The 26,344-nt window shown below is 70.2% G+C and carries 27 protein-coding genes; 15 read left to right on the forward strand and 12 right to left on the reverse strand.

The annotated features are described in order from the left end of the window. The first annotated feature begins 45 nt into the window (after positions 1–45). The gene (locus tag ACQEV1_RS00550; RefSeq protein ID WP_433389947.1) at positions 46–1,011 is read left to right on the forward strand and encodes a helix-turn-helix domain-containing protein; all 966 of its coding nucleotides are present in this window, start codon (positions 46–48) and stop codon (positions 1,009–1,011) included. A 177-nt stretch (positions 1,012–1,188) separates the two neighbouring features. Further along, positions 1,189–1,869: a choice-of-anchor P family protein gene (locus ACQEV1_RS00555; RefSeq protein ID WP_433405821.1), complete on the forward strand. Its 681-nt coding sequence runs from the start codon at positions 1,189–1,191 to the stop codon at positions 1,867–1,869. Here ACQEV1_RS00555 and ACQEV1_RS00560 read toward each other — a convergent pair. Both ACQEV1_RS00560 and ACQEV1_RS00565 read right to left on the reverse strand, forming a co-directional pair. Next, complete coding sequence (locus tag ACQEV1_RS00560; protein WP_433389950.1) at positions 1,859–2,479, reverse strand: class I SAM-dependent methyltransferase; 621 nt, start codon at positions 2,477–2,479, stop codon at positions 1,859–1,861. The two genes, ACQEV1_RS00555 and ACQEV1_RS00560, sit on opposite strands and share 11 nt — an antisense overlap. Further along, positions 2,476–3,435 carry an NAD(P)/FAD-dependent oxidoreductase gene (locus ACQEV1_RS00565; RefSeq protein ID WP_433389952.1) on the reverse strand — a complete coding sequence of 320 codons (960 nt, stop codon included), beginning with the start codon at positions 3,433–3,435 and terminating at the stop codon, positions 2,476–2,478. The genes ACQEV1_RS00560 and ACQEV1_RS00565 overlap by 4 nt, the downstream gene beginning before the upstream one ends. Positions 3,436–3,512: 77 nt before the next feature. Here ACQEV1_RS00565 and ACQEV1_RS00570 point away from each other — a divergent pair, with 77 nt between their 5' ends. Beyond that, complete coding sequence (locus tag ACQEV1_RS00570; RefSeq protein ID WP_433389955.1) at positions 3,513–3,659, forward strand: hypothetical protein; 147 nt, start codon at positions 3,513–3,515, stop codon at positions 3,657–3,659. A 22-nt stretch (positions 3,660–3,681) separates the two neighbouring features. Here ACQEV1_RS00570 and ACQEV1_RS00575 read toward each other — a convergent pair whose 3' ends face one another. Further along, positions 3,682–4,494, reverse strand: a complete 813-nt coding sequence (locus ACQEV1_RS00575; RefSeq protein ID WP_285629282.1) for an SAM-dependent methyltransferase — start codon at positions 4,492–4,494, stop codon at positions 3,682–3,684. 119 nt (positions 4,495–4,613) lie between these two features. Continuing rightward, the gene (locus ACQEV1_RS00580) at positions 4,614–5,465 is read right to left on the reverse strand and encodes a hypothetical protein (protein ID WP_433389957.1); all 852 of its coding nucleotides are present in this window, start codon (positions 5,463–5,465) and stop codon (positions 4,614–4,616) included. A gap of 186 nt (positions 5,466–5,651) precedes the next feature. On the opposite strand from ACQEV1_RS00580, the gene ACQEV1_RS00585 reads away from it, so the two are divergent. Continuing rightward, positions 5,652–6,452 carry an Imm49 family immunity protein gene (locus ACQEV1_RS00585; RefSeq protein WP_433389960.1) on the forward strand — a complete coding sequence of 267 codons (801 nt, stop codon included), beginning with the start codon at positions 5,652–5,654 and terminating at the stop codon, positions 6,450–6,452. A 47-nt stretch (positions 6,453–6,499) separates the two neighbouring features. On the opposite strand, the gene ACQEV1_RS00590 is transcribed toward ACQEV1_RS00585, so the two are convergent. Next, complete coding sequence (locus ACQEV1_RS00590; RefSeq protein WP_433389963.1) at positions 6,500–7,279, reverse strand: hypothetical protein; 780 nt, start codon at positions 7,277–7,279, stop codon at positions 6,500–6,502. 731 nt (positions 7,280–8,010) lie between these two features. Between ACQEV1_RS00590 and ACQEV1_RS00595 the strand changes: the two genes are divergently transcribed. Together ACQEV1_RS00595 and ACQEV1_RS00600 are read left to right on the forward strand one after the other, a co-directional pair. Then, positions 8,011–8,526 carry a hypothetical protein gene (locus ACQEV1_RS00595; RefSeq protein ID WP_433389966.1) on the forward strand — a complete coding sequence of 172 codons (516 nt, stop codon included), beginning with the start codon at positions 8,011–8,013 and terminating at the stop codon, positions 8,524–8,526. Between the two features lie 9 nt (positions 8,527–8,535). After that, positions 8,536–9,249, forward strand: coding sequence for an HAD family hydrolase (locus tag ACQEV1_RS00600; protein ID WP_433389969.1), 714 nt, complete (start codon positions 8,536–8,538; stop codon positions 9,247–9,249). Between the two features lie 3 nt (positions 9,250–9,252). Here the strand turns inward: ACQEV1_RS00600 and ACQEV1_RS00605 are convergent, their stop codons facing one another. Next, positions 9,253–11,733, reverse strand: coding sequence for an ATP-binding protein (locus ACQEV1_RS00605; RefSeq protein WP_433389971.1), 2,481 nt, complete (start codon positions 11,731–11,733; stop codon positions 9,253–9,255). 132 nt (positions 11,734–11,865) lie between these two features. On the opposite strand from ACQEV1_RS00605, the gene ACQEV1_RS00610 reads away from it, so the two are divergent. Together ACQEV1_RS00610 and ACQEV1_RS00615 are read left to right on the forward strand one after the other, a co-directional pair. Further along, complete coding sequence (locus ACQEV1_RS00610) at positions 11,866–12,630, forward strand: hypothetical protein (protein ID WP_433389974.1); 765 nt, start codon at positions 11,866–11,868, stop codon at positions 12,628–12,630. Between the two features lie 5 nt (positions 12,631–12,635). Then, positions 12,636–12,953, forward strand: coding sequence for an alpha/beta fold hydrolase (locus ACQEV1_RS00615; protein ID WP_433389976.1), 318 nt, complete (start codon positions 12,636–12,638; stop codon positions 12,951–12,953). Between the two features lie 78 nt (positions 12,954–13,031). Here the strand turns inward: ACQEV1_RS00615 and ACQEV1_RS00620 are convergent, their stop codons facing one another. Beyond that, a complete protein-coding gene (locus tag ACQEV1_RS00620; RefSeq protein WP_433389979.1) occupies positions 13,032–13,805 on the reverse strand; it encodes an RNA-guided endonuclease InsQ/TnpB family protein in 774 nt (257 codons plus the stop codon). A gap of 105 nt (positions 13,806–13,910) precedes the next feature. Here ACQEV1_RS00620 and ACQEV1_RS00625 point away from each other — a divergent pair, with 105 nt between their 5' ends. The 4 genes from ACQEV1_RS00625 (at position 13,911) to ACQEV1_RS00640 (ending at position 16,508) form a co-directional block, all read left to right on the forward strand. After that, on the forward strand, positions 13,911–14,480 hold the full coding sequence (locus tag ACQEV1_RS00625) for a hypothetical protein (protein ID WP_433389982.1): 570 nt from the start codon (positions 13,911–13,913) through the stop codon (positions 14,478–14,480). A 96-nt stretch (positions 14,481–14,576) separates the two neighbouring features. Then, entirely contained in the window at positions 14,577–15,404 is an 828-nt protein-coding gene (locus ACQEV1_RS00630) for a hypothetical protein (protein ID WP_433389985.1), read from the forward strand. 44 nt (positions 15,405–15,448) lie between these two features. Then, positions 15,449–15,898 carry a hypothetical protein gene (locus tag ACQEV1_RS00635; RefSeq protein WP_285629259.1) on the forward strand — a complete coding sequence of 150 codons (450 nt, stop codon included), beginning with the start codon at positions 15,449–15,451 and terminating at the stop codon, positions 15,896–15,898. A gap of 61 nt (positions 15,899–15,959) precedes the next feature. Next, entirely contained in the window at positions 15,960–16,508 is a 549-nt protein-coding gene (locus tag ACQEV1_RS00640; protein ID WP_433389988.1) for a hypothetical protein, read from the forward strand. Between the two features lie 81 nt (positions 16,509–16,589). Here the strand turns inward: ACQEV1_RS00640 and ACQEV1_RS00645 are convergent, their stop codons facing one another. Beyond that, positions 16,590–17,762 carry an ROK family transcriptional regulator gene (locus ACQEV1_RS00645; RefSeq protein WP_285629255.1) on the reverse strand — a complete coding sequence of 391 codons (1,173 nt, stop codon included), beginning with the start codon at positions 17,760–17,762 and terminating at the stop codon, positions 16,590–16,592. Between the two features lie 97 nt (positions 17,763–17,859). Here ACQEV1_RS00645 and ACQEV1_RS00650 point away from each other — a divergent pair, with 97 nt between their 5' ends. Then, positions 17,860–18,342 carry a hypothetical protein gene (locus ACQEV1_RS00650; protein WP_433389992.1) on the forward strand — a complete coding sequence of 161 codons (483 nt, stop codon included), beginning with the start codon at positions 17,860–17,862 and terminating at the stop codon, positions 18,340–18,342. 24 nt (positions 18,343–18,366) lie between these two features. Here ACQEV1_RS00650 and ACQEV1_RS00655 read toward each other — a convergent pair whose 3' ends face one another. Both ACQEV1_RS00655 and ACQEV1_RS00660 read right to left on the reverse strand, forming a co-directional pair. Continuing rightward, positions 18,367–19,842, reverse strand: coding sequence for an MFS transporter (locus tag ACQEV1_RS00655; protein WP_433389995.1), 1,476 nt, complete (start codon positions 19,840–19,842; stop codon positions 18,367–18,369). Between the two features lie 35 nt (positions 19,843–19,877). After that, on the reverse strand, positions 19,878–21,218 hold the full coding sequence (locus ACQEV1_RS00660; RefSeq protein WP_433389998.1) for an FAD-binding oxidoreductase: 1,341 nt from the start codon (positions 21,216–21,218) through the stop codon (positions 19,878–19,880). A gap of 189 nt (positions 21,219–21,407) precedes the next feature. Between ACQEV1_RS00660 and ACQEV1_RS00665 the strand changes: the two genes are divergently transcribed. Beyond that, positions 21,408–22,211, forward strand: a complete 804-nt coding sequence (locus ACQEV1_RS00665) for a sensor histidine kinase (protein WP_285629247.1) — start codon at positions 21,408–21,410, stop codon at positions 22,209–22,211. Continuing rightward, positions 22,208–22,873, forward strand: coding sequence for a response regulator (locus ACQEV1_RS00670; RefSeq protein WP_285577690.1), 666 nt, complete (start codon positions 22,208–22,210; stop codon positions 22,871–22,873). Before ACQEV1_RS00665 ends, ACQEV1_RS00670 begins: the two co-directional genes overlap by 4 nt. On the opposite strand, the gene ACQEV1_RS00675 is transcribed toward ACQEV1_RS00670, so the two are convergent. Together ACQEV1_RS00675 and ACQEV1_RS00680 are read right to left on the reverse strand one after the other, a co-directional pair. Then, the gene (locus tag ACQEV1_RS00675; protein WP_433390001.1) at positions 22,862–25,852 is read right to left on the reverse strand and encodes a glycosyl hydrolase; all 2,991 of its coding nucleotides are present in this window, start codon (positions 25,850–25,852) and stop codon (positions 22,862–22,864) included. The two genes, ACQEV1_RS00670 and ACQEV1_RS00675, sit on opposite strands and share 12 nt — an antisense overlap. A 177-nt stretch (positions 25,853–26,029) precedes the next feature. After that, positions 26,030–26,248 (reverse strand): hypothetical protein, encoded by a 219-nt coding sequence (locus ACQEV1_RS00680; RefSeq protein WP_433390004.1) that lies wholly within the window; start codon positions 26,246–26,248, stop codon positions 26,030–26,032. Positions 26,249–26,344 lie beyond the last annotated feature (96 nt).

The following is a 26,344-nucleotide window of genomic DNA, read 5'->3' on the forward strand; positions in this document are numbered from 1 at the left end:
GTCCCGTTGTAATGACACGTAAATCGTCCTGGGAGCTGTTTCTTCGTGACTGAGCATCTCGCCGAGCCCGCGCCGGGCCACAGACCGGAGACCATGGACCGGGCACCGGGCGGCCCCCTACCGGCGGAGACGACCGGCGCCCACCTCGACGAGGCCGACAGACCGCACGGGCCCACGGCCACCCGCATGGTCCTGGGCTCGCTCCTGCGCCGCCTGCGCGAGTCGCGGGGCATCAGCCGCGAGCGGGCGGGCGAGGCGATCCGCGCGTCCCAGTCGAAGATCAGCCGTCTGGAGCTGGGCCGCACCGGTTTCAAGCTGCGCGACGTGGCCGACCTCTGCGCGCTGTACGAGGTGACCGACGAGGCCGAACGCGCGACCCTGCTGGACCTGACACGTCAGGCGAACACCCCCGGCTGGTGGCACGAGTACGCCGACGTGACCCCGCCATGGTTCGAGCCCTACCTCGGCCTCGAACAGGCCGCGAGCGTCATCCGCGCGTACGAGGTGCAGTTCGTGCCGGGCCTGCTGCAGACCCCCGACTACGCCCGCGCGGTGATCAGACTGGGCCACGAGGACGCACTCAGGGCCGAGACGGAACGCCGTCTCGCCCTTCGCATGCGACGCCAGGAGATCCTGCGCCGCCCGCACCCGCCGTACCTGTGGACGGTGATCGACGAGGCCGCCCTGCGCCGCCCGATCGGCGGCCGGGAGGTCATGGCCGCCCAGTTGCGGCACCTGATCGACATGTGCGAGCCCGCACACGTGACGATCCAGCTGATGCCCTTCCGGTCGGCCGGCCACGCCGCCGCCGGCGGCCCGGTCACGCTCCTGCGCATGCCGGAGCACCAGCTTCCGGACGTGGTCTACCTCGAACAGCTGACGAGCGCGCTCTACCCCGACCGCCGCGAGGACGTCGACCGCTACCTCGACGTCCTCAACCGCCTCGTCACCCAGGCCGAGCCACCCGACGCCACCCCGCGTCTCCTCCGCGAGATCCTGCGCGACCTCTGACCTTCGGCGCCAGACCCGAGGGCTGCCCGAATTGTCGCCAAACGCACTGTGTGACCGGTGCGCGACGAAGAGTGGAAAAACTTCGGCGAACCATGCAACCGAAGTGCCCGCTGGTGCGTAGAGGACAACGCAGAGCTTGACCCGTACCTTCATTCCGAGGAGACAACTGTGCGCTTGATGACCCTGACCGCGAGCGTCGCGATAGCCGGAGCGATCGCCGTCCCCGCCACCATCGCGGCGACGGCCTCCGCCAGCACGACCACCGGCACCGCCTCCGCCTTCGGCCTGTCCGCCAACGGCCTGGTCAACATCCCGCAGACCCCTGCGGTCACCTCTACGAGCGGCGCGCACCACAAGAGCCTCGTCCAGCTGCCGGCGAACCCGCTGGTGAAGCTCAAGGTGCTGCACACCTCCGCCAGCGGGTCGACCTCGCGCGCGAGCGTGGTCGACCTCCAGGTGCTCAAGGCCGCGCTGTCGGCCCACCTGATCACGGCCAAGTGCGTCGGCGGCGAGGGCTCGTCGCACCTGGTCAAGGCCTCCATCGCGGGCCACCGCCTCGCCGCGGACGCGGCGCCGAACAGCACGCTCAACGTGCCGGTCCAGGGCGTCGGGTCGGTGTCAGTGGTGCTCAACAAGCAGGTGCACAACTCCGACGGCAGCCTGACCGTCACAGCCGTGGAGGTGAAGCTGGGCCTCGCCACCGGCAAGGCCCAGACGATCGACATCTCCTCCGCCACCTGCTCCGCCGGTCAGGCCACGCCGCCGCAGCAGCCGACCCCGACGCCGTCGCAGAGCACCCCGCCCGGTCAGGCGCCGGTGCCCACCCCGGTGCCCAGCGACCTCCCGGTCACCGGCTGACCGTCGACCGCCGGACCCTGAGCGTGTTGTCGGTACGGGTCACCGGCGTTCCGTCGGGTCCGGTCTGGATTCGCTCGTGTTCCGCGCAGACCTGCACCTCCCACTGCCCTTCCGGGAGGTGCAGGTCGGCCAGGATCTCCTGCGGCGTCGGCAGCCGCACGTCAGCGTGCTCGTGGTCCCACGGCGGGAAGCCCCCGTGACTGACGATGAGCAGCACCCCTCCGCGTACGGCGGCCGAGGCCGCGGTCCGCAGGATCTCCTCCCGCGGCATGTCGACGAGGGAGTGCAGGAAATGCGCGGACACGAGTTCGAACTCCCCGGCCGGGAACGACTTTCCGAGATCGTGTTGCTGGAAGTCGATCCGCTCCGCGACGCCCGCCTCGGCCGCGTGCCGGGCCGCGCGTTCGAGGGCGACGCGGGAGACGTCGACGGCGGTCACCCGCCATCCGCGCCGGGCGAGCCAGACCGCGTCGCCGCCCTCGCCACATCCCAGGTCCAGCGCCCGTCCCGGCGACAGGTCGGAGACCTCGCGGACCAGCGCGTCGTTCGGTTTCCCGCTCCAGAGCCGTTCGCTCTCCCGATACCGGGCGTCCCAGTGTTCGGCGGTCATCGCTCACCCTCCCGCCGGGCCTCGACCGCCCGGCGTGTCTCCTCCGCCACCAGATCAGCGTTGATCGCCGCGCCGGCGCGTACGCCCGCGGCCGCCGCGCCGATGACCTGGTCTGCCAGGCCGGTCACGTTGCCGGCCACCCACACGCCCGGCACCGCCGTCGCCCCGGACGGATCCGCCGCGACGTAGGTGCCGATCACGTGACCGGCCATCTCCTGCTCGACCGGCTCCAGCCCGAGGCCGCCGAGCACACCGGCCCGAGCGGTCATGAAGGGCGGGACGGCGAGGGCGTCGCAGGCGACCACCCGCCCGTCCTCCAGCCGTACGCCGGTGAGCCGGTCGTTCTCCGCCTCCACCGCCGTCACCCGGCCGCCGACCACGGTGACGTCGCGGGCGGCCAGTTCCTCGTTGCCCGCCAGGCCCTCGACGCCGTTCGCGAAGAGGGTCACGTTCTTGCTCCACTGCCGCCACAGCAGCGCCTGGTGAACCGCGATCGACGAGGTCGCCAGGACGCCGATCGTCCGGTCGCGCACCTCCCAGCCATGGCAGTACGGGCAGTGGAGCACGTCGCGGCCCCAGCGTTCGGCCAGGCCGGGCACGTCGGGCAGCTCGTCGACCAGGCCGGTGGTGACGAGCAGGCGGTCCGCCGTCACGGCCGAGCCGTCCGCGAGGGCGAGGCGGAAGCCGCCGGCGTCGCGGCGCTCGGCCGAAACGACCTCACCCGACCGGACCTCGCCGCCGTACCCCTCGACCTCACGCCGGCCGTCGGCCAGGAGGACCTCCGGCGGTGTTCCCTCGCGCCCGAGGTAGACGTGCACCTGAGCCGCGGGAGTGTTCCGCGGACGGCCGGCGTCGATGACCAGCACCCGGCGCCGCGCCCGTGCCAGGGTGAGCGCCCCGCCCAGCCCGGCCGCGCCACCCCCGATCACGACCACTTCGTATTTCTGTTCCGTCATGTCGGAGATGGTGCGCCGCCGGGACCCCGGACGACAAAACTCTTTGCCGATTCGGCAAATCAGGCCCTGGAATCGTCGTGGCGGTGTTCGTCTCGGCCGCCGTACCGTCCTTCACGGTGGGCGAGCGCTACCGCTTCACCGCGACCCGTACCGGCGACGGCCGGCGCTTCACGTCCGTCGAGGTCGTACCCGTTTGGAGATCCGGCGAGCCTCCGGCCGCGTGACCTCCCAGGCCCTCGGGGCCGGTCAGGGCTTGCGGCCGACGGCGGCGTACTGGTCCACGTCGTGGGTGACGCCCAGGGTGACCTCGCCGGGACGCCAGTGCGTCGTCGTGACGACTCCCGGTTCGAGCACGTCGAGGCCGTCGAGGAGGCTCTCGATCTCCTCCGGGCTGCGCGGGATGAGCGGGGGCCGGCCGACCTTGTTCCACTGCCGCGCGCCCTCGTCCATCGTCTCGCTGTGCACGGCGTGGGCGATCGCCACGTGGCTGCCCGAGGGGACCGCGTCCACCAGCCGGCGTACGATCTTGCGCGCCTCGTCCGTGTCGCCGATGTGGTGCAGGATCGCGATCAGCATGATCGCGACGGGCCGGTCGAAGTCCAGGACCGTCGCCGCCTCGCGCAGGATCGTGTCGGGTTCGTGCAGGTCCGCCTCGATGTAGTGGGTGGCACCGGCCTCCGTGCTGGTGAGCAGGGCCTCGGCGTGGACCAGCACCAGCGGGTCGTTGTCGACGTAGACGATGCGCGACTCGGGGGCGATCCGCTGTGCGACCTCGTGCGTGTTGTTGAAGGTGGGCAGCCCGGTCCCGATGTCGATGAACTGCCTGATCCCGACATCGGCGGTCAGGTGACGCACGGCACGGACGAGGAACGCGCGGGACGCCCGGGCGAGTTCGAGCACGGGCGGGTTGACCTCCGCGATGCGCTCGCCGGCCTCACGGTCGGAGGCGAAGTTGTCCTTGCCGCCGAGGAAGTAGTTCCAGACGCGGGCGGTGTGCGGCACACCGGTGTCGAGCGCCCACTGTGTCCGCGAGCCGGGAACGGCTGGCTGATCGGTCACGGCGGCCCCCTTCGCTCTGGGCAACGATCGTGATCTCCGAGAGTAACCCGTAAAAATCCGCCACTAAAGCACGTTCAGGATGTCCGGGTCGCTTCTTCGCATGCAAGGCGTTCGACGCCTTACTGCCGGTGGAACACCACCGGATGTCCGAAGTCGGCGGAGCAGGCGAGAAGGCCCCCTGGGCCGACGTCGATCAGCATTCCGGTCGGCGTGTAGACCTGCTCGTACTCCGGGGTCCCGTAGTCCGGTTGACCGTCCTCGACCGCACACCACCGCCCGTCGCCCTCACCGTTGTCGAGTTGCAGGAACAGGACGGTCGGCGCGTCGCAGACGACGCATTTCAGCCCGCTCGGCACCGACCCGTGGATGGCGGTTCCGCCGATCTTGAAGCCGGGAGCGGTCGAGAGCTGTTCGTACTGGTCCTTGTCCTGATCCCACGCCTGCACGCGGCCCCTGAGGTCCTCAGGGAGATCCCAGATCCAGGGGTACTCGATCACTCGTTCCGGATGCAGGACGCACGGACGCGGAATGTAGGTCTCATAGAACCCCGGGAGCTCGTCCTCCAGATCCGGGACGGGCGGCTCCTGGAGGATCTCGGTCACCTCGGCGGCGCGCCGCCAGACCAGCCGGCAGGGGACGTCCTCGGCACCGCCGTGGTAACCGACGCACCACAGGATCTGGAGCAGATCCGTCCCGTCCGGAAAGGTGATCTCCGGAAAGTCCGCGGCGGTCAGCTGAACCAGGGCGACCATCGGAGATCCCGGGTCTTCGAGATACAGGTCGCAGTCCGCGGCCTCGCAGTGCGGCCATGCCTCCGAGGCCGGCCACGCCAGCGGGCCGCCGATATGGCTGTCCCGAGGACCGGGACTGCCGGGCCGGGGGTGCAGCCGAACCGTCGTACGCGCGTAGGCGCCCAGGCCTGGAATGACCTGAGCGAGGTCCACCGAGGGGGCGGCAGTGGTACGGGTCATTGGATCATTGTCGCCCGAGGACCTTCACCGCGGGCCTCGACGGCTCGGTCGAACTCAGCGACGTCGCGGACGGGTACGTCGTCGCGGACGCGGTGCGGTTCATCCGCCGGAGCTGACCGCCTGGGGTCGGTTGGAACATTTCCGAACTACGGCCCGCCGTCCGGCCGCTGCGCTTGGATCACTCGTATGAGCCGATCCACGCAGGACGCGAGCGCGGGCACCGTAGCCGATCTGTACGCGAGAGTGGAGCGGGCAGCCACAGCCGCCGACCGGACGGGGGCCGTGGGTCTGCCGCCGCTCACCGACGCGTTGCTGGACTACCTCGACGGTCTGTCCGCGCAGGACCCCACCCTCGACCATCCGCACGCGCGTCCCGCCGTACGAACGGCGGCGCGGACGACCCACAAGTACTTCACCGCCTGCCTTCCGCACATCTCCCCCGGGCAGTGCGAGCTCCCGTTGCTGAACATGTCGGTGGGCGTCAGCCCCGACGAGACCCTCGGCGGACCCTTCCCGCACGACTGGGTGCAGGCGTTCGAGCTGGCGTTGGTCTGCCGCAGCTACGTCGACGCGGACGCCCTGCGCCGTCAGCGCTTCGTTCTTCAGCGCCAGGACGCGGGCACCGATCTCATGCTCGCGTACACCGCGGCGCTGGTCGCCCTGTGGAAACGCAAGCAGTGGCCACGCAACCGCAAGCTGAGGACGGAGGTGAAGGCCGACCTGCAGTCGGCGCTGGAGGTCCTGTCCGGCGCACCGGCCGATTCCGCCTGGACGCCCCGGGTGCGGGTGCTCGGGCAGCTGGCCGCGGGGAAGAACGCCGATGGCGAGCTGGCCGCCGCGGTGACGTCGCACGCCGAGAGCGGGGGCCGGCGCATCGCCTGGGACCTCCTCGCCCTCGCGTCCCTGGCGGAGGACCTGGGCCTGCCCATGGAGTCGGAGTCGGATTTCCTGCCCCGGCACCTGCGAGTCTGGCCCGCGGACCGCTGAGAAGCGCCAGGACGGCGGCACTCAGCCGGAGATGAACCTGTTCAGGTTCATGCGGAGACGACCCAGTTATTGAATCTGCGCCCGTCATCGACAGTTCCCTTAAGATCACGATCCTGCTCGTTGTCGGCGTCATTCACCTTGGCTCGCTTCATCGCCGCTGCGACCGACGCGGAATCCGCCATGGAGCGAATGCGAAGCACTGCCGGCGCCCCGAGCGAGGAGGACTCCCAGATATCACGCGTTTGGACGAATCCGTAATATTGGACGCCTTTCACGTTCACCCGCACCGGCCGAAAGTCGACCGGATCAAGGGAACAGAAACCGGTGCGTATCACGTCCTGGTAGAGAGACTGAGAGACGATGAGCGCAAGATCACGGTCCTGTTGTTCGGTCAACAGCCGACGCAGTGGCGTGGCGCCCAGAAGCCGGCTTACGCAGATCGGTGCGTCACCCGCCGGCCCGAAGGGTCCAGGCGTGAGAGTTCCATGATGCATCGCCATCCGAAGGCGCAGGCGCGCGTTCCCGTCTCGATATCGGTTGAACTCGCCGAGGGCCACCTCAATCCGACGCGTGAAATCTCCCACCACGACAGAGACGTCGACGTCCTCGGGAAGAACGATCAACTCGCCGTCGCCACTCACCTGCTCGTACCAGTCGCGCTGGTCAAGGCCGACATCCTGCGCCGCTTCGTGGAGGATGGCACGCAGTGCCACCTGTACGCGTAGCTGCTCCCGAGAGGGCTTCGCGGTGTACTTCTCGACGTCGACCGCCAGGACAAGGCGGTACATCAGTCGAACGTCGCCAAAGCCATTCGAGTAGGACGTCACGCCGGCCTCCCTTCCCCGGAGACGTCTCCATTGCCAGAGACGGAGCGACCTTGAACACGCTGACGATGCCGCCTCAGCCTGCCCTCTGCCGCCTTCGCGGTGATCCCGGCCAGCATTGACGCCGCATCGTGGGAATACCCCATTGCTCTCCAGGCGACTACTTCTCTAAGCCGATTATCAGATATATCTACCAGTGCACGCAATGCCTCATCGTGCATTACCGCCCCCGACTCGGGGTCACTCAACTTACTAACCGAGTTGGAGTCGAATTCCAATCCGAAGAGCACGTCACGCCGGTGACGGCGGCACCAGGTGCGGAACAGTGATGGGAATTGCCCTACGCAGGCATTGACGAAATATGTCGTCAACGCCGCTCCGCCTTCAGCCGTCCATCGGCGGTCCTCGAACACGCGGCGATTGAAAATCGACACGGCTTCGCCGGCCATGTCGACGGCGAACTCCTCGCGTTCACGTTCACTGAGCTCGGATATACCTCTCTCGGAAGCTTGAAATATTTCTCCACCTCCCTGTAGACGGCCCGGCCCAACACGCCCTCGCAGCGGACAGCCACTCTTTTGTGACGCTGAAGTCAGGTGCCCTGTGAGCAGGCAAGACGGCCTCACCTTTCGGTGTCGCCATCCTGCGCCGTGGGGATGATGCGGTTCCGTACCTAGAGATGACATCAGGCACTTCTTTTGTAGGGCGATTGCCTCACTAGTCCGGAGTCAGCCATGTCCGTCCCCAAGGTCCAGCGCCGGCCAGGTCGTAGCGACCCCACCGTGAAGACAAGCCCGGCCGCCAACGGGGTCTCGATTCCCGCCGCCTCCCATGGCCGGAAACTCGCCGAGCGGCTGATCGCGGGACGACGGATGATGGCTGGTGGCCTGCTCGTCACATTGCCGGGCGTGTCGGAGGTCGCCTTCTACATCGCCGACCGCTCGACGGCATCGTCTCTGCTCATACCCGTCCTCCTGACGTCCTCCTCGATCACCACCGCAGTCGTCTTGATGTACCGCTCACGGCAGGAGACAAGGCGTAAGGAGATCGAGTGGCATCGAACGAACGTACTGGCGGATGCGCTGGCGGCCTGCATCGGCGACGTGCATCTCTTCGCGGCGGACTTGTCCTGCGACGAGAGCCTGGCCGAGGCGGAACGCGTGCGCGACAGCGCCCGCCATCTCGTCGACGGCTCAGGAGTGGCCCTCCTGTCGCAATTGGCGGCCGAGACCGCGGACGAGGACACGTGAGGACCGGCGATGGCATCAGGAGTGCAGGCGGTCCTGTTCGATCTGGACGGGACCTTGATCGACCACGACGGCGCCGCAGAGGTCGCGCTCGTCGAGACTCTTCTGGCGACGCCCGGCGTGCGTCGTGTGGACGACGCGCATCTGCGGTGGCGGCGTCTCGAGGAACTGGCGATGGACCGCTACCTGGCCGGGGAGCTCACCTTCACCGAACAGCGACGCCTGCGGGTCACCTCGCTCGCCGCCGAACTCGGCCTGGGCACCTGGGACGACCGGCGGGCCGACGCCTGGTTCGCCGGGTATCTGCGCCGCTACGAAGCCGCCTGGCGGATCTACCCCGACGTCAGGCCGGCGCTTCACGCGCTCGCCGAGCGGAATCCTGACCTGCGGCTGGGCGTCCTGACCAACGGCGATGCCGGCCAGCAGCGCGGGAAGCTCCGTCACGTCGGGCTCGCGGACGAGCTGCCGGACGTCATCGCCTCCAGCGAGGTCGGCGCCGCCAAACCCAGTGCGGAGATCTTCCATGCGGGCTGTGCACGGCTCCGCCTCGCGCCGCACGAGGTGGCCTACGTCGGGGACCGGCTCCGTACCGACGCCATCGCGGCCACCGACGCCGGGTTGTACGGCATCTGGCTGAACCGCGGCGACGACCCCGCTCCCGCGGGGGCGCCGGTCATCCGGACCCTCGGCGACCTCCCCGCTCACCTGGCCGGGCTCGCCGGGTAAGGGTCAGGCCTGGTCGTCGAGGGACCAGGCCTCCCGGAAACGCCGCACCGTTTCGCGCGAGCTCTCGGGGGAGAGCGTCAGCTCTCGTCTGGCGCCGGCGAGTTGCTCGTACGAGCCCGCGTCGGTGGGAGAGCCGCCGGCCTTCGCCTTGTTCAGGTTGAAGGTCAGGTCCGCGAACGCGTCGATGATCGTCACGGAGAAATAGGTGAACGCGGAGAGTTCCATGAGCGCTCGGCGGGCGGCCTTCAGCGGGTCCGCCTCGGTCAGGGCGGAGTCGGTCTCCGGCGCGGCCCGGTCGGCGTCGAGGCTCGCCAGCCGGCGCATCAGCGCGGCGGACTCGCTGATCGCCACGGACGGCTCGGTTCGCATCGCGGTCAGCAGGTTTCGCAGCTGGTCGAACGTGACGCCCCACGGCGCCTCGGGAGCCAGCTGCGCGATCATGTTGCGCGTGGCCGTGACCACTTCGATCAGGCCTTCCTTGACCAGGGCGCGCGTCAGATCCTCCAGGCGAGGGTAGTCCGACGTCGCGCGCATCTCCTCGTTGAGCTCGACGAGACGCCTGGTGATCCTTATCAGCTCCCGCGGAACCCCTCCCGACAGAGCGTGCGCGAGGTAGACGAACGCGTCCGTGAAACCCGGAACCCGGCGAAGGAGCAGGTTCTTCGACTCTTCGAGAGTCAGCGGATCCACGATGACGACGTCGTCGAACGCGTTCTCGAACACCGAGCGCTCCGAAACGACGCGGCGAGCGAACGTGGATCCGACGTCTTCGGCGACAGAGACGAGGAAGAAGCAGTTCTCGATGCCGAAGATCGCCTTGATCTCGCTGATGAACCGCTCGGCATGCTCGGTGGAGCCGATCCGGTCGATCTCGTCTATCCCGATCAGAACGCGCCGACCGGATTCCTTCTCGTCCTGGGCCACCTGGGTCATGAACCTGCGCATCTGGCCGACCAGCTCGGGAAGCGCCCAGGGCACGTGCTTGACGGACGCGCCCCGGTTCAGGGACAGGCTGCCGCCGAGCAGCGCGGGCAACCCCGCGTTGGCACCCCAGGTGACCGTCCGCTCCGCCTGGAGGCGAAAGAGGTTCTCTCGTGCCTTGACCACCAGAGACGGCTCCCTGTGCCACCGCCAGCGACGCGTTCCGGGCCAGATGATCGAGACCAGGATGATGCCCAGAATCTGCGTCAGGCCGCGGTGCGCGGCCCACCAGTGGCCGGCGAAGGCGATGACAGAGTCGTACCACCCATCGACATGCGCGTGATCGAACCTGACGACGGCCGGGCGCACGTCCTCGACCACCGACCAGATCAGCAGGGCGAGAAGGCCCAGAGCCAGGGCCGAGCGCAGAGCCGCCGACGAGACCTCTCGTACGACGCGGGCCACGCGCCTGCGGGCGACGAAACGCTTCTTCAGCGGGTCGTCGTAGGTATGGCCCTGATAGGTGAGGTAGTCCTCGGACAAGCGTTGGAAGAGGTCGATGAGAAAGTCGCGCGGGACGTATTCCGCCGGCGCCGACACGTACACCGCGAATTCACCGCCGCTGCCTTCGGGAGGCGCGCAGAACATCCGCAGCAGCGTGGACTTCCCCACTCCGCGCGGGCCGGAAAGGGCTATGCTGCCGCCGTCATAGCGCGCCAGAGTTCCCCTGATCCGCTGCTCGGATCTCGTCGACACGGTGAGCGCGGGGTCGTGAAGTCTCCTGAGCCCTTCGGAATCCTCTTCCACCAGGAGCCTGTCGTGATCCTTGCCCAACGTCGTGTTGATGGACAAAATGATCTGCGGTACGACGATGTCCTCGGTGGTGCCGTCGATCCATTCCCTCCTGAGCTGTTCTTCGCGAAAGTCATGGAGCATGCGGAGAGCGACCAGCAGGGGGAGGGCGAACACCTGCCAGAGCGCCAGCCGCCTCAGTTCGTCGGCCAGGTGAACGCCCGCCGCGACGCCGACCAGGCAGCAGAACACGCTTGTCGCGGGGTTCCACTCCAGGCCCGCGAGATAGTGCGGGCCCACCGCCAGCGAGATCCCCACGGCGGCCACGGCTCCGGCGACCACACGGGAACGGGCGAACAGCAGGCCTGCGGCGGCGAGGATGAGGGCGCTCACCAGCGTCACCGACAGGCGCCGGAAACCGTCCTCGCCGAACGCCTCCACGGCCGAAAAGAAGAGCGCGAGAGGCAGCGCTGTCGCCAGCGCACCGGTCCTGGCGTCCAGCGAGTGATCCAGAACGAAACGAACGGCTTCCCGGAAGGCATTCCGGTCGTCGCGTTCGACGTTGTACATGTGATGAACAGCGGTCGAGCGCGCCTGGTCGAAAGCGTCACCCTCGGCAAGAGCGGTGCTCACTTCCGAGGAGTCCACCAGGCCCAGTTCGAGGTAACGGGACACCCGTCGATCCGCGAAACACTTCTTCACATGCGCCTTGAAGTACATGCGGTCCGCGCGCTCGTTACGGCGCTGATACGACAGTGTCCGGCTGTCCACGCGGGACCACGTTACCGGCCCGCACTACGCGGATCGGCGTAGCCGGAAAGCCGCCCCTCGGCCGACGCCGGCCGTTCCGCACTGCCGAATGATGGCCGGGAACAGCGAAATGCCGAGGTCCGAGGAGGTGCCGTGCGGGACGTGCTCGCCGGGGCTTGGAGCCGTGGCCGCCGTTTCGAGCGTTTCTGTTATGGCCTCGCCGCGGTGCTCGCCTGCGCGGGGCTGTTCCACCTGGCGGTCTTCGCGGTCGACGGCGGCCCCTGGTACGGCCCGGTGTCCTGGCGCAAGCCGGCCACCTTCGGGCTGTCCTTCGGCCTGACGCTGGCCGCGGTCACGTGGGTGACCAGGTACCTGCCGATCGGCGAACGTGGTCGCGCACTGCTGCTGGGCGTCTTCGCGGCCGACTGTGTCGTGGAGGTCGGCGGTATCACGCTGCAGGCGTGGCGGCACGTGCCCTCTCACCTGAACCGCGAGACCCCGTTCGACTCGGCGGTCTCGACGGTGCTCGCGGCCGGGGGCGGGGTGCTCATCGTGGTCCTGGGCGTCCTGGCCGTGTCCGCCTTCCGGCCGAACCCGAAGCTCCCGGCCAGTACGCGGCTGGGCCTGCGGGCCGGGTTCGTGAGCCTGATGATCGGCCTGGCCACCGGCGCGGCGATGATCGCCCGGGGCGCGGCCGAGGTCGGTGCCGGCCGACAGCAGCAGGCGTACCACGACCTCGGTTTCCTCAAGCCCGTCCACGGCGTGAGCCTGCACGGGATCCTGGTCCTGCCCGCGCTGGCCTGGCTGTCGTCCCGTACCGCCTGGGACAAGGCCCGCCGTACCCGGGTCGTGGCGATCGCGGCCGGCGGGTACGGCCTGGCCATCGCCGTGGCCCTGGCCTACTCCCTGCTCCGGTGAGAGCCATGAGGACCATCCGGAAGCCCGCGGCGCCGGGTAGGCGATGGGTACGCCGCCTGCTCATCGCCACATCGGCGATGGCCGTCGTCGCGACGCTGTTCTCGCTCGTCTACAACGCCGCGACCGCCGGCCGGTCCCGCGAACCGGCGGGCCTGCGGTTCGTCACGGCGGACGGCATCCGCACCCGGTACCGGCAGTGGGGCGGCGGCGGGCCGCCCGTCGTCCTGATCCACGGCTTCGCCGAGTCGGCCGACACCTTCGATCCACTCGGCCCTCGCGGCTGGTGTTCCTCGACGGAGACGGGGTCAACTACTCGGCCCTGAGGGACCGAGCTTGTTGACTCAGTCCAGAGAGGCTCCGTTTATGCTCCCGACTGCCCCCTACGACAGGGCGGTCACGGGTCACATCGCCGGTTCCCGCTCAGGCGGGGGCCGGTGGGGCATGTTGACGAATACCCACGCCGAGCGTGCGCGGTCGCGTACGTTGACCCCGGCGACGTGGTCGGCTGGCCCAGCGAGGCCGCACCGACGACATTGGAAACGGTCCCGAGCCGGCCGGTTGGCCTTGTCGGTGTGGCCGCAGCGCGGGCAGCGCTGGGAGGTGTAGGCCGGGTCCACCTCGATGAATGGCACGCCGGCGCGGCGGGCCTTGTAGGCGATGAACTCGCCGAGCTGGCGGAACGGCCAGGAAGACTGCCGTGCTCGCTGGTCGCGTCGAACCGTGACCCGCTCGCGGATGCCCTGGAGCTGTTCCAGGGCGATGCCGCGTTCGGTGCGTTGGGCGACAGCAACGACGGTCTTGGAAATCCGGTGGTTGATGTGGGTCGCGTGCCGGGATTCCCGGCGTGCGCGCCTTTTGAGGAGCTGCTTGGCCGAGCGGGTGCGCTTGGCCTGGATCTCGGCCCGTTTGCGGGCCTGCCGGCGCCGGTATCGGTCCAGACGCCGCCCGCAGTGGTTGTCGCCGTCGCTGGTGGTGGCGAGGTTGTTGATGCCCCGGTCCACCCCGATCCAGTCTTTCGGCTCGTATCGCCGGGCCTGGGGGACCTCGCACGTGGCGATCAGGAACCACTTGCCGCCGGAGAACATCAGGTCCGATTCGCCCTGGCGATACTCGGTGAGCCGCTTGAGCGCCTCGGCCGAGCAGACGAAGCGGACGTTCTTCAAACGCCCGTCCATCGTCCAGATGGATACGGTCTGACTACAAGTAGGTTCTCCGACCACCTCCGCAAGTACCTGCGGGGCGTCACTTCTGGCCCCCGTCCATCGCCGCTTCCTGCGGCGGTGTTCCGCTGCCGGCCATCGCCGAGTGCATCCAGAACCAGGAACGACCGGCCTAGGCGGCGCCGGCGCGCCGCACACAAGGAAGCCGGCCCTGAAGAACCGGGGTTCCTCGCTAGAAATCCGCTGAACACCGGTGCCGGCGCGGGCGCCACCGGACTCCAGGCCGCGCTGCCGCCCCCGTACCGCACGACCCTGCTCCGGCTCGCCCTCCGTTCGGACTGGCTGATCCGCCGGATCTACGAGTCCAACTGCGGTCCCGGCTGCCCTCACCTCGACCGCGCGGGCGTGGACCAGTGGCGCCGCCCCTTCCAGGTCGCGGGCGCCGAGAACGGGATCTGGCAGATGACGGGCATCGTCGGCCTGCCCGCCGCCCGTGTCGCCGCGCTCGCCGGTGTCCCGATCTCCAAGGCGGTGGTCTTCGGCGCCGCCGACGACGTGTTCGCCGGGTCCGCGCCGTACGAGACGGCGAGACGAATCGGCGCCCCCGCGCCGATCCTCATCCCGGGCGCCCGCCACCTGTCCTTCATCTCCGACCCTTGCCAGGTCGCCACCGCGATCACCTCAGAGTGATCCTCCGGCGAGGTCGTCACGTAATCGGGCAGGCCTCGCGGCGCGTCCTGATATTGGCGACGACGTCGTCGCCGTGAAGCGGAGGAAGTCGCTGTGATGAGGATGGCCGGTCGGTACGCGGCGGGGCTCGCGCTGATGGTGTCGCTGGCCGGGTGCGTCGGGAACTCGGGCAGGCCTTCGGCCGACGGCACGAGTGGTTCGCCCCGTACGGCTGCGGAGGCGTTGGACCAGGCGGTGAAACGGCTCGGCTCCGTGACGTCCTACCAGGCGTCGGTCTCCTTCTCCACGGTCGTGGGCGGTAAGAGCAGTCACCTGTCCAGCGAGGTGACCAGCCGGTCGAAGGACCACGCCCTGCAGTACGACGTCCCTTTCAACAACACCGAGGCGGGTGACCCGGAATCAAGCGTGGTCCTCCTCGGGGACAAGCTGTACATCAAGAACTCGATGCTGATCGAGGTCATCCACAAGTCCTGGGTCAGCCTCTCGCTGAGCGCGCTGAACTCGTCCGACACCGACGTCATGGCTCTGCTGGCCCAGGTCCGCCAGCCGGACCCGGTGCTGCACGCCAAGATGTTCACCACCTCCAAGGACGTGCACACGGTCGGCCGGGAGACGATGGGCGGGAAGCCCACCACCCGCTACCAGGGCACATTCGCCCTCGGCGAGGCACTGACCAAGCTGGGCCCCGCCGAACGCACCGAGGCGCAAGCGGTCTACAAAACGTTCGGCACCACCCCGTACTTCGAGGTCTGGATCGACGACCAGCGTCTGATCCGCAAGATCAACCTGGTCGACCGGCGCGGCACGAAGCGGCGGCTGAACGCCACCATGAACTACTCCACCTTCGACACCCCGGTCGAGATCACGCCCCCTGCTCCGAACGACGTGAAGAACCTCACCACCCCTGCCGGAATCCCGGTCTGAAACTGATCCGTGCCTCGTCCTCCGTTAAGAGGTACGTTCGGGCCGTGACGCGCTTCTCGCAGGCCGTGGGCTGGCTGGCGCTGCTCGTCTTCGTGCCTCCCGCCGTCGGGTACGTGGTGGTGCTGCTCGTGTCCCGCCCGCGACCCCCGGTGGCGTTCGCCTCCTGGTACGGCGTCTTGGTGCTGGTGTGGTTCCTGGCCGCGCTCCCGGTCGTGGCGCTGCTGTGGGTGATACCGCCGCTGCCGCGCGCCCTCGTCGCCGCCGTGGTGGTCTATCTGGTCCTGCTGGTGGTGCCGCTGGCCTCCGGGCCGGCGCGATACCCGCTGCACGTCATCCGCTGCGGCCACCTGCCGGTGGTCGGCACGACCTTCGCCGCCGGCTACACCTACAGGGCGCCGGACAGCCCGGCGTACGCGGTGACGCCTCTCGACGACCGCTTCTTCTGTTCCCGCGAGGAGGCCACGGCCGCGGGCTTCCACGAGTCAACGAGCTGACCACGGCCGACGCGAGCCCACAGCCGGCTCGGCTGCAACCGGCCAGAAGGAGGTCGCCTCTATGGACCTACCTGCCGACCTGCAGGAACGTCTGGATCGTCTCCATGCCGCCGTCACTCTCGACCAGGACCTCTCGGACGTCTTCTTGGCCAAGCTGTTTCCCGGCGAGCCCGTCTGGATCGCCTGCGGCCTTCTCGTCGCCGGGATCGAAACTCCGGCCGTCATCGCCCTCGCCTGCGAATCACCGACCCGGCTCGTCGTGCGGGAAGGCCGACCGCTCGTCCAACGGCTCTTGAGCGAACTCGCGCTCGACGCCATGGGCGTCCACCAGGCAGGCTGGATCACCGCCCGAGAAATCGCCCGGCAGATCGAGACCGGAACGCTCGACGAGGCGGACGGCGGCCACCTCCTGCTGGGCCTGTGGGAGACATGCCATGAACCGGACGAGATGAGACCGCTCCGCGGCCTCCTGGACGCCTGGGAGAACACACCGTTCCAACACCGTGACCGTGAGCGGTTCGACCTGGCGCTGCGTCGGCTCTCCCGAGCCGTCATCCGGGGCGCCCCTGCCCGGCTTCAACGATGCCGACGGCCGACCGGTGATGGATGATGGCCCCCGGCGTCCGGCCTTACGGGGTGGAACCGCTGAAGGGGTGGCGTTCTGGCTAACGTGGCGACTGTCGCGTAACACTCACGGCTCGCCGAAGAACACGCGCTCGCGTGCCTGGTCGACGGCGACCAGCAGAGCGCCGCGTACCACCGGTCGGTCCGGGATCGTGCTCGCCGTCACGCGGGGCCGTGCCAGGCACATGCCGGCGACGGCGCGCTGGACGCGGCCGGCGAGTTCGTCGCCTCCGGCGAAACCGACGTGGCTGCCCAGCACGACGAGTTCCGGGTCGAGAACGGTGCAGATGGAGGCGACCCCCAGAGCGATCCGCCGGGCCAGCTCGTCGAGGAATTCCACCGCCGCACTCCGCACGGCGGCCGCCACGCTCTTCGCGGCGGTCTCGGCCGCGATCTGGTGGCGTTCGGCGAGTTCTTGCACCGCCGGTGCGCCGACCAGGGCCTGGAAGGCGGCAGCCACCTCATAACGACCGCGATCAAAGCCTCCGCTGCCCAGGTCCGAGCCGGGAACGGGCATCGCGCCGAGTTCGCCCGCCGCGCCCGCAGTCCCTCGTAGCAGCTGATCGCCCACCATGAAGGCCGATCCAGGCCCCCGTCCGATCCAGACCAGGACGAAGTCGCGTGCGTCCTTGGCGACCCCCAGCGCGCGCTCGGCCATCGCGGCGAGGTTGACGTCGTTGTCGATCGTGACGGGCAGCGGCACGTTCCGGCGGATCTCCTCGATCGCGTCTCCGTCCCACGCGGGCATCTCGTAGCAGAAGCGGATACGGCTCGTAGCAGGTTCAATGACGGCGGGAAGGGCGATCACGCACGCCTGGACCCGCGCCATGTCGGTCTGCGCGGCCCGTACGAGGTGCGCCACGATCGCGTGCACCGCGTCGGCCGGTTCCGCCGTGGCATCGGTCGGGACCGTCGTCTCTGCCAGCACCCGCCCCGTGATGTCGGCGAGAACGGCGGCCGTCGTGTCGGGGTAGACCTCGATCGCGATCACCTGGCCGGACGCGGGGTTGAGCCCGTACAGGGCCGCGTTGGGCCCGGGCCCTCCCTCCTGCGCGCCGACCCTGACGACCAGGCCCCGCTCCTCCAGCCGGGCCAGGACATGGTTGGCCGTCACCTTCGACAGCCCCGTCATCTCGCTCACCTGCGACCGGGTCAGCGCTCCCGACGAGGCCAGCAGCTCCAGCGCAGCGCGATCGTTCAGCTCACGTAACAGCTGCGGACGCCCGGGACTTGCGGTCATATGGCCAATCATGCCCACAAGGCATCCCCCAGTGAAGCCGAACGAGGACGGGTCTGCTCCTCTTGGCCTGGAACGTCGGCGCGCGTACGTTCGGGCCATGGTGAGGTTTGCACAGGCCGTGGGCTGGCTGGGGCTGTTAGTCTTCGCGCTTCCCGCGCTCGGGTACCTGACGGTGTTACTCGTGGCGCGCCCGCGGCCTCCGCTGACCTTCGCGGTCTTCTATGTGCCCTTCGTCGTGCTGTGGTTTCTGGTCGCGCTCCCCATCATGGCGCTGCTCTGGGTGCTACCGCCGTTCCCTCGCGCCGTCGTCGCCGCCGTGGTCGTCTATCTGGTCGCCCTGGTGACGCCATTGGCCTTCGGGCTGGCGCGGTATCCCCTGTACGTCATCCGCTGCGGCCGCCTGCCGGTGGTGGCTTCGACCCTCGCCGGCGCCAACAGCTACACGCCCCCGAGCAATTCGAAATACGTAGTGTCGCCATTCGAAGATCATTTCTTCTGCTCCTGTGCGCAGGCCGAGGCCGCGGGGTTCGACGAATTCCCGATCGGCCGGAACCGGTGCCGCGGGGACAGCACCCCGTGATGCCCCCGCGGCCGGCCACGCATGTCACCGCGCGGGCTGCGCGCCGGTGCGGCGGACCCGGATCAGGACGAGCGTGACGAAGAACGTGGCCACCGAGATCCCGGCGGCGACGGCGAAGGCCCGGTCGAAGCCGACGACCAGTGCGTGCCGGTAGGCGCCGTGAGCGTGGGCGGCGCCCGTCCAGGCGACGGTGCTCAGTACGGCGAGCCCGACCGCGCCGCCGACCTGCCGGCCGGCGTTGAGCAGGCTGGAGGCCACCCCGGAGTCGGACTCGGCGACGCCCGCCAGCGCCACCAGCGGCAGCGGCACGAACAGCAGGCCCAGCCCGGCGCCGGTGACCAGGGTGGGAGCGAGCAGGCCGCCCGCGTACCCGGCGTGCTCGGTCAACAGTGACAGCCAGTACAGGCCGCCCGCGTAGGCGGCGCAGCCGACCAGCAGCAGCGGGCGGGCGCCGACCCGTGGAAGCAGCGCGGAGGCGACCGCGGAACCGGCCAGCACCGCGACGGTCAGCGGCAGGAACGCCACCCCGGCCCGGATGGCGGAGTAGCCCCAGATCTCCTGCACGAACAGGATGAGGAAGAAGAACGCGCCGAACAGCACGGTGCCCAGGCCGGCCATGACGAGGTTCGCCCCGAGCCGGCCGCGGTCGCGCAGCAGCCGGCCGGGCAGCAGCGCGTGCCGGCTCCGCGCCTCGATGAGGCCGAACGCGGCGAGCAGCACCACGCCGGCCGTCAGCGTGACGACCACCTTGGCGTCGCCCCAGTGGGACGCGCCGTCCGGGCCGGTCGCCGCGGCGGACAGGCCGTAGACGAGCGCGGCGACCCCGGCCGTCCCGGTCAGCGCCCCCGGGATGTCGAGACGGCCGGCCAGCCGCGGTGCCCCGGCCAGCACGAGGGGAGCCAGCAGGGCCGCGGCGAGCCCGACCGGCACGTTGACGAACAGCACCCACCGCCAGGACGCGTAGTCGACCAGCAGCCCACCGGCCACCAGCCCGATCGCGCCGCCCGCCACGCTCATCGCGGAGTACACGCCCATGGCCCGGGCGCGCGGCCGCCCTTCCGGGAAGGTGGTGACGATCAGCGACAGGGCGGCCGGCGCGACGATCGCACCGCCGGCGCCCTGCACGGCGCGGGCCGCCAGCAGCCAGGCCTGGGTGGTGGCGAACCCCCCGACCAGCGACGCGGCGGAGAACACCAGCAGGCCGACGACGAACATCCGGCGGCGGCCCAGCAGGTCACCGGCCCGGCCGCCGAGCAGTAGCAGCCCGCCGAACGCCAGCGCGTAGGCGTTGACCACCCATGACAGGTTCGCCCCGGAGAAATGCAGTGCGTCCTGGATGCGGGGCAGTGCGACGTTCGTGATGGTCGCATCGAGTACCACCATCAGCTGGGCGGTGGCGATGACCAGCAGCGCGAGGCCCTGCCGGGGGCGGACGGCGGCCTTCGCGGCGTCGCCCGCGTACGGAGCGGAGGGCGGGGCCGCCGTGCGAGTTTCCGACATGAGGGTTTCTCTTCCTGTCCGAGGTCCGGGCGGCGTCAACCGCGGGCGGGAGGGACGTTGTGGGTACGGCGGAACACGTTCGCGGGGTCGTACCGGCGCTTGACCTCGGCCAGCCGCCGGTAGGTGGCCGACGGGTAGACGCTCGCGACGTCGTCGTCGGTCGCGGTGCCGAGGAAGTTGACGTACGCGCCGCGGCTCCGGGCCGCGACCGGGGACCAGCGGGCGAGCGCCGCGGCGGCGAGTTCCGGTGACGCGCCGGGCGGCAGCATCGTGCCGGCCACGACCATCGCCTCCGCGTCGCGGTGGGCGTAGGCGGTGGCGTCCGGCGCGACGCGGGCGACCGCGCCGCCCAGTCCGCGCAGCGCGATCGCCGCGCCGTCGGCGAGCAGGTCCGCGATGGCCCCGGTCATCGCGTCGTCCAGGGCCGGCACGAGGGCGTTGCGGATCTCCATCCGGGCCCCGGGCGGCAGGGTGGGACAGGCCTCCAGGATGTCGGCGTACGGCGTCTCGCGTACGGTGTCCGCGCTCACCGGGGCGAGCGCGCGGAACGGGCGCAGCGCCGCCGCGGCGGCGTCGGGGTCGGAGCCGCCGTAGCAGCACTGCAGCATGGCGGTGTACGGTCCGGCGGGTCCTCCGGGCGGCGACGGCAGCAGGTTGAGGATGGTGGTCAGGTCCTCGTCGCTCGCCCCGGCGAGTTCCCGCCAGCCGGCGACGAGCCGCGCCGGGTCGACCGCCTCGTAGCCGATCGTCCCGAAGTGCACCGTGGTGACCGGCTGGGCGATGAACTCGAAGGACGTCACCACGCCGAAGTTGCCGCCGCCTCCGCGCAGCGCCCAGAACAGGTCCCCGTGCTGTTCGGCGTCGGCGTGGATCAGCTCTCCGGCCGCGGTGACCAGGTCCGCGGCGACCAGGTTGTCGATGGCCAGCCCGTAGCGGCGCACCAGCCAGCCCATCCCGCCGCCGAGGGTGAGCCCGCCCACCCCGACCTCGCGGGTGTCGCCCGCGGTCAGGCCCAGCCCGTACCACGCCAGCTCGGCGGCCACCGCGCCCCAGGTCGCGCCGGCTCCGATGCGGACCCGGCGACGTTCCCGGTTCAGGACCTCGACGCCGCGCAGGTTCCGCAGGTCGATGACCATGCCGTCGGTGTGGGTGCTGAGCCCGGCCATGCTGTGCCCGCCGGACCGTACGGTGACGGCCAGCCCGGCGGCGGTGGCGTGGCGCACGGCGGCGGCCACGCCGTCCGCGTCGCGCGGGCGGACCACCAGGTCGGGCGTGCCCGCCGCGAACACGGTGGCCGCGGCTTCGGCGTAGCCTTCGGCGCCGGGCGCGAACACCTCGCCGGGCAGCCGGGTCTTGGAACGTGATGCCTGTTTCATGTCGGCGATGGTGCCGAGGCGCGGGGGTGCGCGTCGTCGTGCACAGGACGTCTTTCCTGCCTGGTCAGAGCGGACCGTACGGACCGTGCCGGTGCTCCCGGGAGAGGAGCGGCGGTACTGCGCCGGGAGTAGGCCGGAATGCCTTCCCGGGGAGGATGCGGCGGGGGACCGGGCACGTAGGCTCGGAGCATGCGCACGGATCGTGGCCGGCGCCGGCTCTACGGCGCCGGCTGGCTCATCTCCGCGGGCGTCACCGCCGTGGCGTTCCGCATGTGGCACCTGCACCTGCGCGAGGTCGAGCAGCGCGCCGAAGAGGCGGAGCGGACCCGCGACGAGGTCGCGCGGCGACGGGCGGTGGAAGAACGCCTGCGCATCGCCCGCGAGCTGCACGACTCCCTGACCCACAGCATCTCCGTGATCCGGGTGCAGGCGGGCGTGGCCGCCCACCTGGCCCGCAAGCGCGGCGAGGACGTCCCGCCCGCGCTGCAGGCGATCGCGGAGGCGAGCGCCGACGCCGCCCGCGAGCTGCGCGCCACGCTCAGCGTGCTGCGCAACGGCGACCCCGACGGCGGAAGCGGCCTCGGCCAGCTCGCCGGTCTGGTCGCCCGCGCGCAGGCGGCCGGGCTGACGGTGGAGGTGACGGTGACCGGGACCGAGCGACGGCTGCCGCCCGATGTGGACCAGGCCGCCTACCGGATCGTCCAGGAGGCGCTCACCAACGTCTCCCGCCACGCCGGCGCCGCGTGCGCGTCGGTGCGGCTCCGGTACGGGCGGGACACGCTGACCGTGCAGATCGACAACAACGCCCCGGACGCCGCCGGCGCGGACGACGCCGGCCCGGCCGTCGAGCCTGAGCCGGCGTCCGCCCGGGGGCTCGGGCTGATCGGCATGCGCGAACGGGTCACCGCTCTCGGCGGCCGGCTCGACGCCGGACCGTGCGAGCAGGGCGGCTTCCGGGTACGGGCCGAGCTTCCGGCGCGGGTGCCCGCGTGATCCGGGTTCTGCTCGCCGACGACCAGGCGCTCATCCGCAACGGCATCCGGATGCTGCTGGAGTCCGAGGACGGCATCGAGGTGGCCGGTGAGGCCGCCGACGGCCGGCAGGCGGTGGCGCTGGCGAGGGAGCACCGGCCGGACATCGTCCTGCTGGACATCCAGATGCCCGTGCTGGACGGGATCGAGGCGACCCGGCAGATCGCGGGCGATGAGGAACTGGCCGCCGTCCGCGTCGTCATCCTCACCAACTACGGGCTGGACGAGTACGTCTTCCGGGCGCTGCGCGCCGGGGCCAGCGGGTTCCTGCTGAAGGACACCGAGCCGGCCGACCTACTCCAGGCGCTGCGGGTGGTGATGCGCGGCGACGCGCTCCTGTCCCCCGCGGTCACCCGGCAGCTGATCACCGAGTTCGTCGCCCGCCCGCCGGACGCCCTCGGCACGGCGGGCCTGGAGGCCCTCACCAACCGCGAACGCGAGGTGGTGGCCCTGGCCGCGCACGGCCTGAGCAACGACGAGATCGCCGCGTCGATGGTGCTCAGCCCCACCACCGCCAAGACCCACATCAGCCGGGCGATGACCAAGCTGGGCGCCCGCGACCGCGCCCAGCTCGTGGTCTTCGCCTACCAGTCCGGCCTCGTCAGCGCCCGCTCACCGGGCTGACAGAGGTACGTCCACGTAGGGAATGAGCCTGACGGGGCCGACCAGGCCGTAGGAGTTGACCGTCTTCCCGGCGATGGCGTTGCCGAGCATCGAGGCGACGGTGACCACCACCTCGTTGCGTCCGGAGCGCAGGTACGGGCCGATGTCGATCCGGGCGCCGGCGAGCTGGTCGGCCGGGGGCAGTGACCGCCCGTTGACCGCCACCCGGTACGTCGTGGTGACCTGCCCGAGGTCCAGATAGGCCCCGGCGCGCTCGCCGAGATCCACGTCGAAGGTGGTCCGGTAGGTGCCCACGCCGGAGACGCTCTGCATGCCGGGCAGCGTGCTCCAGGCCGGTAGCAGGCCGGTGTCCGAGGCCGCGGTCACCTGCTGCTCGGGCAGTTGTGTGATCTGGGTCTGTCGGGGACCGGAGCCCTGGTGCCACGACGCCACGCTCAGCCGCCACTGGGTCGGGGACTGTGCCGTGGGCACGTCCCGTACGTCGAGGACGACCTGGCGGCCGTCCGACAGCACGGTGGTCTGCCGGCCGTTCTCGGTGGCCCGCAGCAGTGGCGTCCCACCGTCGAGGACGACCTGGCCGGCGGTCGTACTCACCACGTGGGTCGACGGCGGCCGGGTGCCGGCCGGCGGCTTGTCGCTCACCGCCACCAGGGCGATGTCGCCGGGGGCGACGTCCAGGTTCACCACGGTGTGGTCGCCCTTCACCGCGTACGACGCGACCGGCTCCGTACGACCGGTCCACGGGTCCAGCTGGTACGGGATGCCCCGTGCGGCCACCGACACGGTCGCCTTCGCCTGCTTGTCCGAGGCGTTGTACCAGTAGTAGACGTTCACGTCCTGTCCGCTGCGCTGGACGCCCACCAGGGACGACGGCGACGCGAAGGCGGCACGCGGCTGGACGCCGAGCGCGGCGAGGGCCTGCGGGACGTCGTCCTCGGCCGCGACCCAGCGGACGGTGCCGAACCGGTGCAGCCGCTCGAAGGCGGCACGGACCGCGGCGTCGTCACCAGGGTGGTCACCGAGCGCGCGCTGCGGTGCGTCGCCCACCACGACGACCGGAAGCCCCTGTCGTGCCATGGTCACGATGCGCCGGGCGGACGCGAGGTCCATGGCGCTCTCCCGGTCCACCACGAAGGCGTGGAAACCCGGCCCCCGCGGTGCGAGCGTCCGGTTCGCCACGGACATCTGGTGCCCGGCCAGCAGGGTGGTGTTCACGAACCCGTAGGTGAAGCCGCGCTGCTCCAGGGCGGAGCTGGTGAAGTAACGCTCACCGACCGTGCCCTCCGAGCTGTGCCCCGGCTTCTGGTGGTAGATGGCGATGTCGGTCAGCTGCCGGCCCGTACGCAACGCCGTCTGGAGGCGCGCGACGTAGTCGTTGATCCGCCGGTCGTCCGCCCAGGTCGGGTTCTGCGGACCGTACGCGTCATCGACGCCGGTGTTGCCGAACGCCGCCCAGCCCGGCCACGTCACCGCGGTACCGGGGGCGTCGTGCGACCATCCGTGCCAGACCACGTTGTTGACGCCGGCCGAGAAGTTCTCGTTCACGTGGGAGAGCAGCTTCTGCCGGGTGACCCGGTAGGCGCGTCCGAATGACGCGCAGCATTCGTCGGAGACCAGTGGCCGGCCGCTGAGCTGGGCGGCCGTCGCCATGCTCCGCCACGCGTCCGCCCCCTGCGTCTCGATGAGGCCCTGACTGGCCCCGGCGTTGAACGAGCGGTCCTCGCCCTCCGGGATGTCCAGCAGGGACGAGGCCTCCATCGGGTCGACGAACGTCGGCCCCCAGGAGCTGTACGGCTGGCCGCGCAGCGTCAGGCCGAGGCTGTGCGCCCACGTACGCAACGGCAGAAGGTGGTCGTCGCGGAAGAGGTCGTTCAGCGTCTGCCGGTAGTCCTCACGGACGCGTTCGGCCAGCGAACCCGGCAGCTCGAACTGCGGGTCGCTGACGGCGAGCGTGGGGATGTACGGCTCGACGTCATAGCCACGGCGCTTCCGGAACTCCTTCAGGAAGTCCGCGGTCCAGTTCCGCAGCGGCTCCCCGCCCGGGTTCAGCTCCAGGGAGTCGAAGAAGAGCGATCCGCCACTCGCCTTCAGCCGCTGGCGTACCTCCTTGGTGAGCAGGTGCTCGTTCCAGAAGCTCTCGACCGCGTCGACGCCGGCGCGGCTGAAGTGGTCGACGAGGTACGACGTGCCGGGGGTCTCCGCGCCCTCGACGAGCTGACCGGTGCCGTGCGTCCAGGAGGCGACCAGCACCCATCGGCCGTCGGGAGCCTTCCAGCGAAGCCGCTCGTCGCCGCTCACCCGGTCCTTGAGGTTCACCGAACCCGAGGCGTCGAGCACCGGTACCTTGTCGTCGCACTTCGACGAGCAGGGGTAGGCCCGGAGCGCGACCAGGTCGGCCTTGTGGACGCCGTCGGGAAGCGTCGGCTGAGGCACCCGTCCGGCGTACTCCTGCCCTGCGGCGAGCCACGCGGTCGCCAGCGTGAGCTCCTTCTCCGAGCCCGACCCGTCCGGCGACACGGAGGCGAGGTTCGCCGACCACTTCGAGGTGTACGTGGTGTCGACCTGCAGCCCGGCGCTCTTGCCGATCGCGTAGGCGTCGGAGAACCGCTCACGCCACGCGTCCGTGCCGAAGCCCTGGGTGGCGGGGTCGTAGTCGTTGATCGGCGCGACCGAGTTGTTCCGGACGAAGTTCGACAGCTCGACGCCTCCGGCGCCGCCCTCCCGCATCGCGGTGAAGTCGGCCTTCAGCGTGTCGAGGTCCATCCGGCCGCCCGGATGCCAGTAGCGGTAGAAGGGCCGATCCTGGACCGGGGGATTCGCGAAGCGACGTGCCAGGCCGACGGCCGACCCGTAATCCTGCTTCGGTGATGCCTGCGCCGAGCCGGGGGCCGTGACGGCCGCGGGCAGCGCCAACGCGGCGGCCAGCACCATCGCGGCGACGCGACGCCGGGAGCCGGATCGCCCTGGGGAACTTTTCATGATCTTCCTGACCATCCGACCTGTCTCAGCGCCTGCCGGTGCCATGCGGTGCTCTCAGCTCGCGACCAGGGCTGGGTAAAGCGTTTTAACGACTGCTCCGGGACTCTGATCGGGCATCTGGGCAGGAAAACCTTATCCCGATCCATCGACGATGGGCCGGGAGTGCCGTGCGGCGCCTCAACGGTTTCGGCGGTGGTCCATCCAGTCGGTGCCGGGCCCGTGAACGTTCTTCATCCGGTTGTAGGCGCGCAGGTCACGGCGGCTCTCACGGATCGCCCCCCAGGTGCTGCGCCAGTCGGCGAGCCTCGCCCCCCTGCGCCGGTTGCGCCGGTCTGAGACGAACCCCACGACCAGCACGATCGCCAACAGCCCCAGCACAGGCGCCCACCAGAACATGGGTGCAGTATGAGCCGCCGCACGACCAATGTCCACGAAAGGTACGGCGGCACTCGCCGACGGCGGCTACCCAAAGCCCCAGCTCATTCGTTCGAG

The sequence above is a fragment of the Actinoallomurus sp. CA-142502 genome (genome assembly GCF_050936355.1).
Taxonomy (GTDB): Bacteria; Actinomycetota; Actinomycetes; order Streptosporangiales; family Streptosporangiaceae; genus Actinoallomurus; species Actinoallomurus iriomotensis.

What these genes read in the sequence shown, in the direction of transcription:
- ACQEV1_RS00555 (WP_433405821.1), top strand. Translation starts at nt 1,189, where the DNA reads ATGACCCTGACCGCGAGCGTCGCGATAGCCGGAGCGATCGCCGTCCCC.
- ACQEV1_RS00560 (WP_433389950.1), bottom strand. Translation starts at nt 2,479, where the DNA reads ATGACCGCCGAACACTGGGACGCCCGGTATCGGGAGAGCGAACGGCTC.
- ACQEV1_RS00565 (WP_433389952.1), bottom strand. Translation starts at nt 3,435, where the DNA reads ATGACGGAACAGAAATACGAAGTGGTCGTGATCGGGGGTGGCGCGGCC.
- ACQEV1_RS00580 (WP_433389957.1), bottom strand. Translation starts at nt 5,465, where the DNA reads ATGACCCGTACCACTGCCGCCCCCTCGGTGGACCTCGCTCAGGTCATT.
- ACQEV1_RS00585 (WP_433389960.1), top strand. Translation starts at nt 5,652, where the DNA reads ATGAGCCGATCCACGCAGGACGCGAGCGCGGGCACCGTAGCCGATCTG.
- ACQEV1_RS00595 (WP_433389966.1), top strand. Translation starts at nt 8,011, where the DNA reads ATGTCCGTCCCCAAGGTCCAGCGCCGGCCAGGTCGTAGCGACCCCACC.
- ACQEV1_RS00600 (WP_433389969.1), top strand. Translation starts at nt 8,536, where the DNA reads ATGGCATCAGGAGTGCAGGCGGTCCTGTTCGATCTGGACGGGACCTTG.
- ACQEV1_RS00615 (WP_433389976.1), top strand. Translation starts at nt 12,636, where the DNA reads ATGAGGACCATCCGGAAGCCCGCGGCGCCGGGTAGGCGATGGGTACGC.
- ACQEV1_RS00620 (WP_433389979.1), bottom strand. Translation starts at nt 13,805, where the DNA reads ATGGACGGGCGTTTGAAGAACGTCCGCTTCGTCTGCTCGGCCGAGGCG.
- ACQEV1_RS00630 (WP_433389985.1), top strand. Translation starts at nt 14,577, where the DNA reads ATGAGGATGGCCGGTCGGTACGCGGCGGGGCTCGCGCTGATGGTGTCG.
- ACQEV1_RS00640 (WP_433389988.1), top strand. Translation starts at nt 15,960, where the DNA reads ATGGACCTACCTGCCGACCTGCAGGAACGTCTGGATCGTCTCCATGCC.
- ACQEV1_RS00645 (WP_285629255.1), bottom strand. Translation starts at nt 17,762, where the DNA reads ATGACCGCAAGTCCCGGGCGTCCGCAGCTGTTACGTGAGCTGAACGAT.
- ACQEV1_RS00650 (WP_433389992.1), top strand. Translation starts at nt 17,860, where the DNA reads ATGGTGAGGTTTGCACAGGCCGTGGGCTGGCTGGGGCTGTTAGTCTTC.
- ACQEV1_RS00655 (WP_433389995.1), bottom strand. Translation starts at nt 19,842, where the DNA reads ATGTCGGAAACTCGCACGGCGGCCCCGCCCTCCGCTCCGTACGCGGGC.
- ACQEV1_RS00660 (WP_433389998.1), bottom strand. Translation starts at nt 21,218, where the DNA reads ATGAAACAGGCATCACGTTCCAAGACCCGGCTGCCCGGCGAGGTGTTC.
- ACQEV1_RS00665 (WP_285629247.1), top strand. Translation starts at nt 21,408, where the DNA reads ATGCGCACGGATCGTGGCCGGCGCCGGCTCTACGGCGCCGGCTGGCTC.
- ACQEV1_RS00675 (WP_433390001.1), bottom strand. Translation starts at nt 25,852, where the DNA reads ATGAAAAGTTCCCCAGGGCGATCCGGCTCCCGGCGTCGCGTCGCCGCG.
- ACQEV1_RS00680 (WP_433390004.1), bottom strand. Translation starts at nt 26,248, where the DNA reads ATGTTCTGGTGGGCGCCTGTGCTGGGGCTGTTGGCGATCGTGCTGGTC.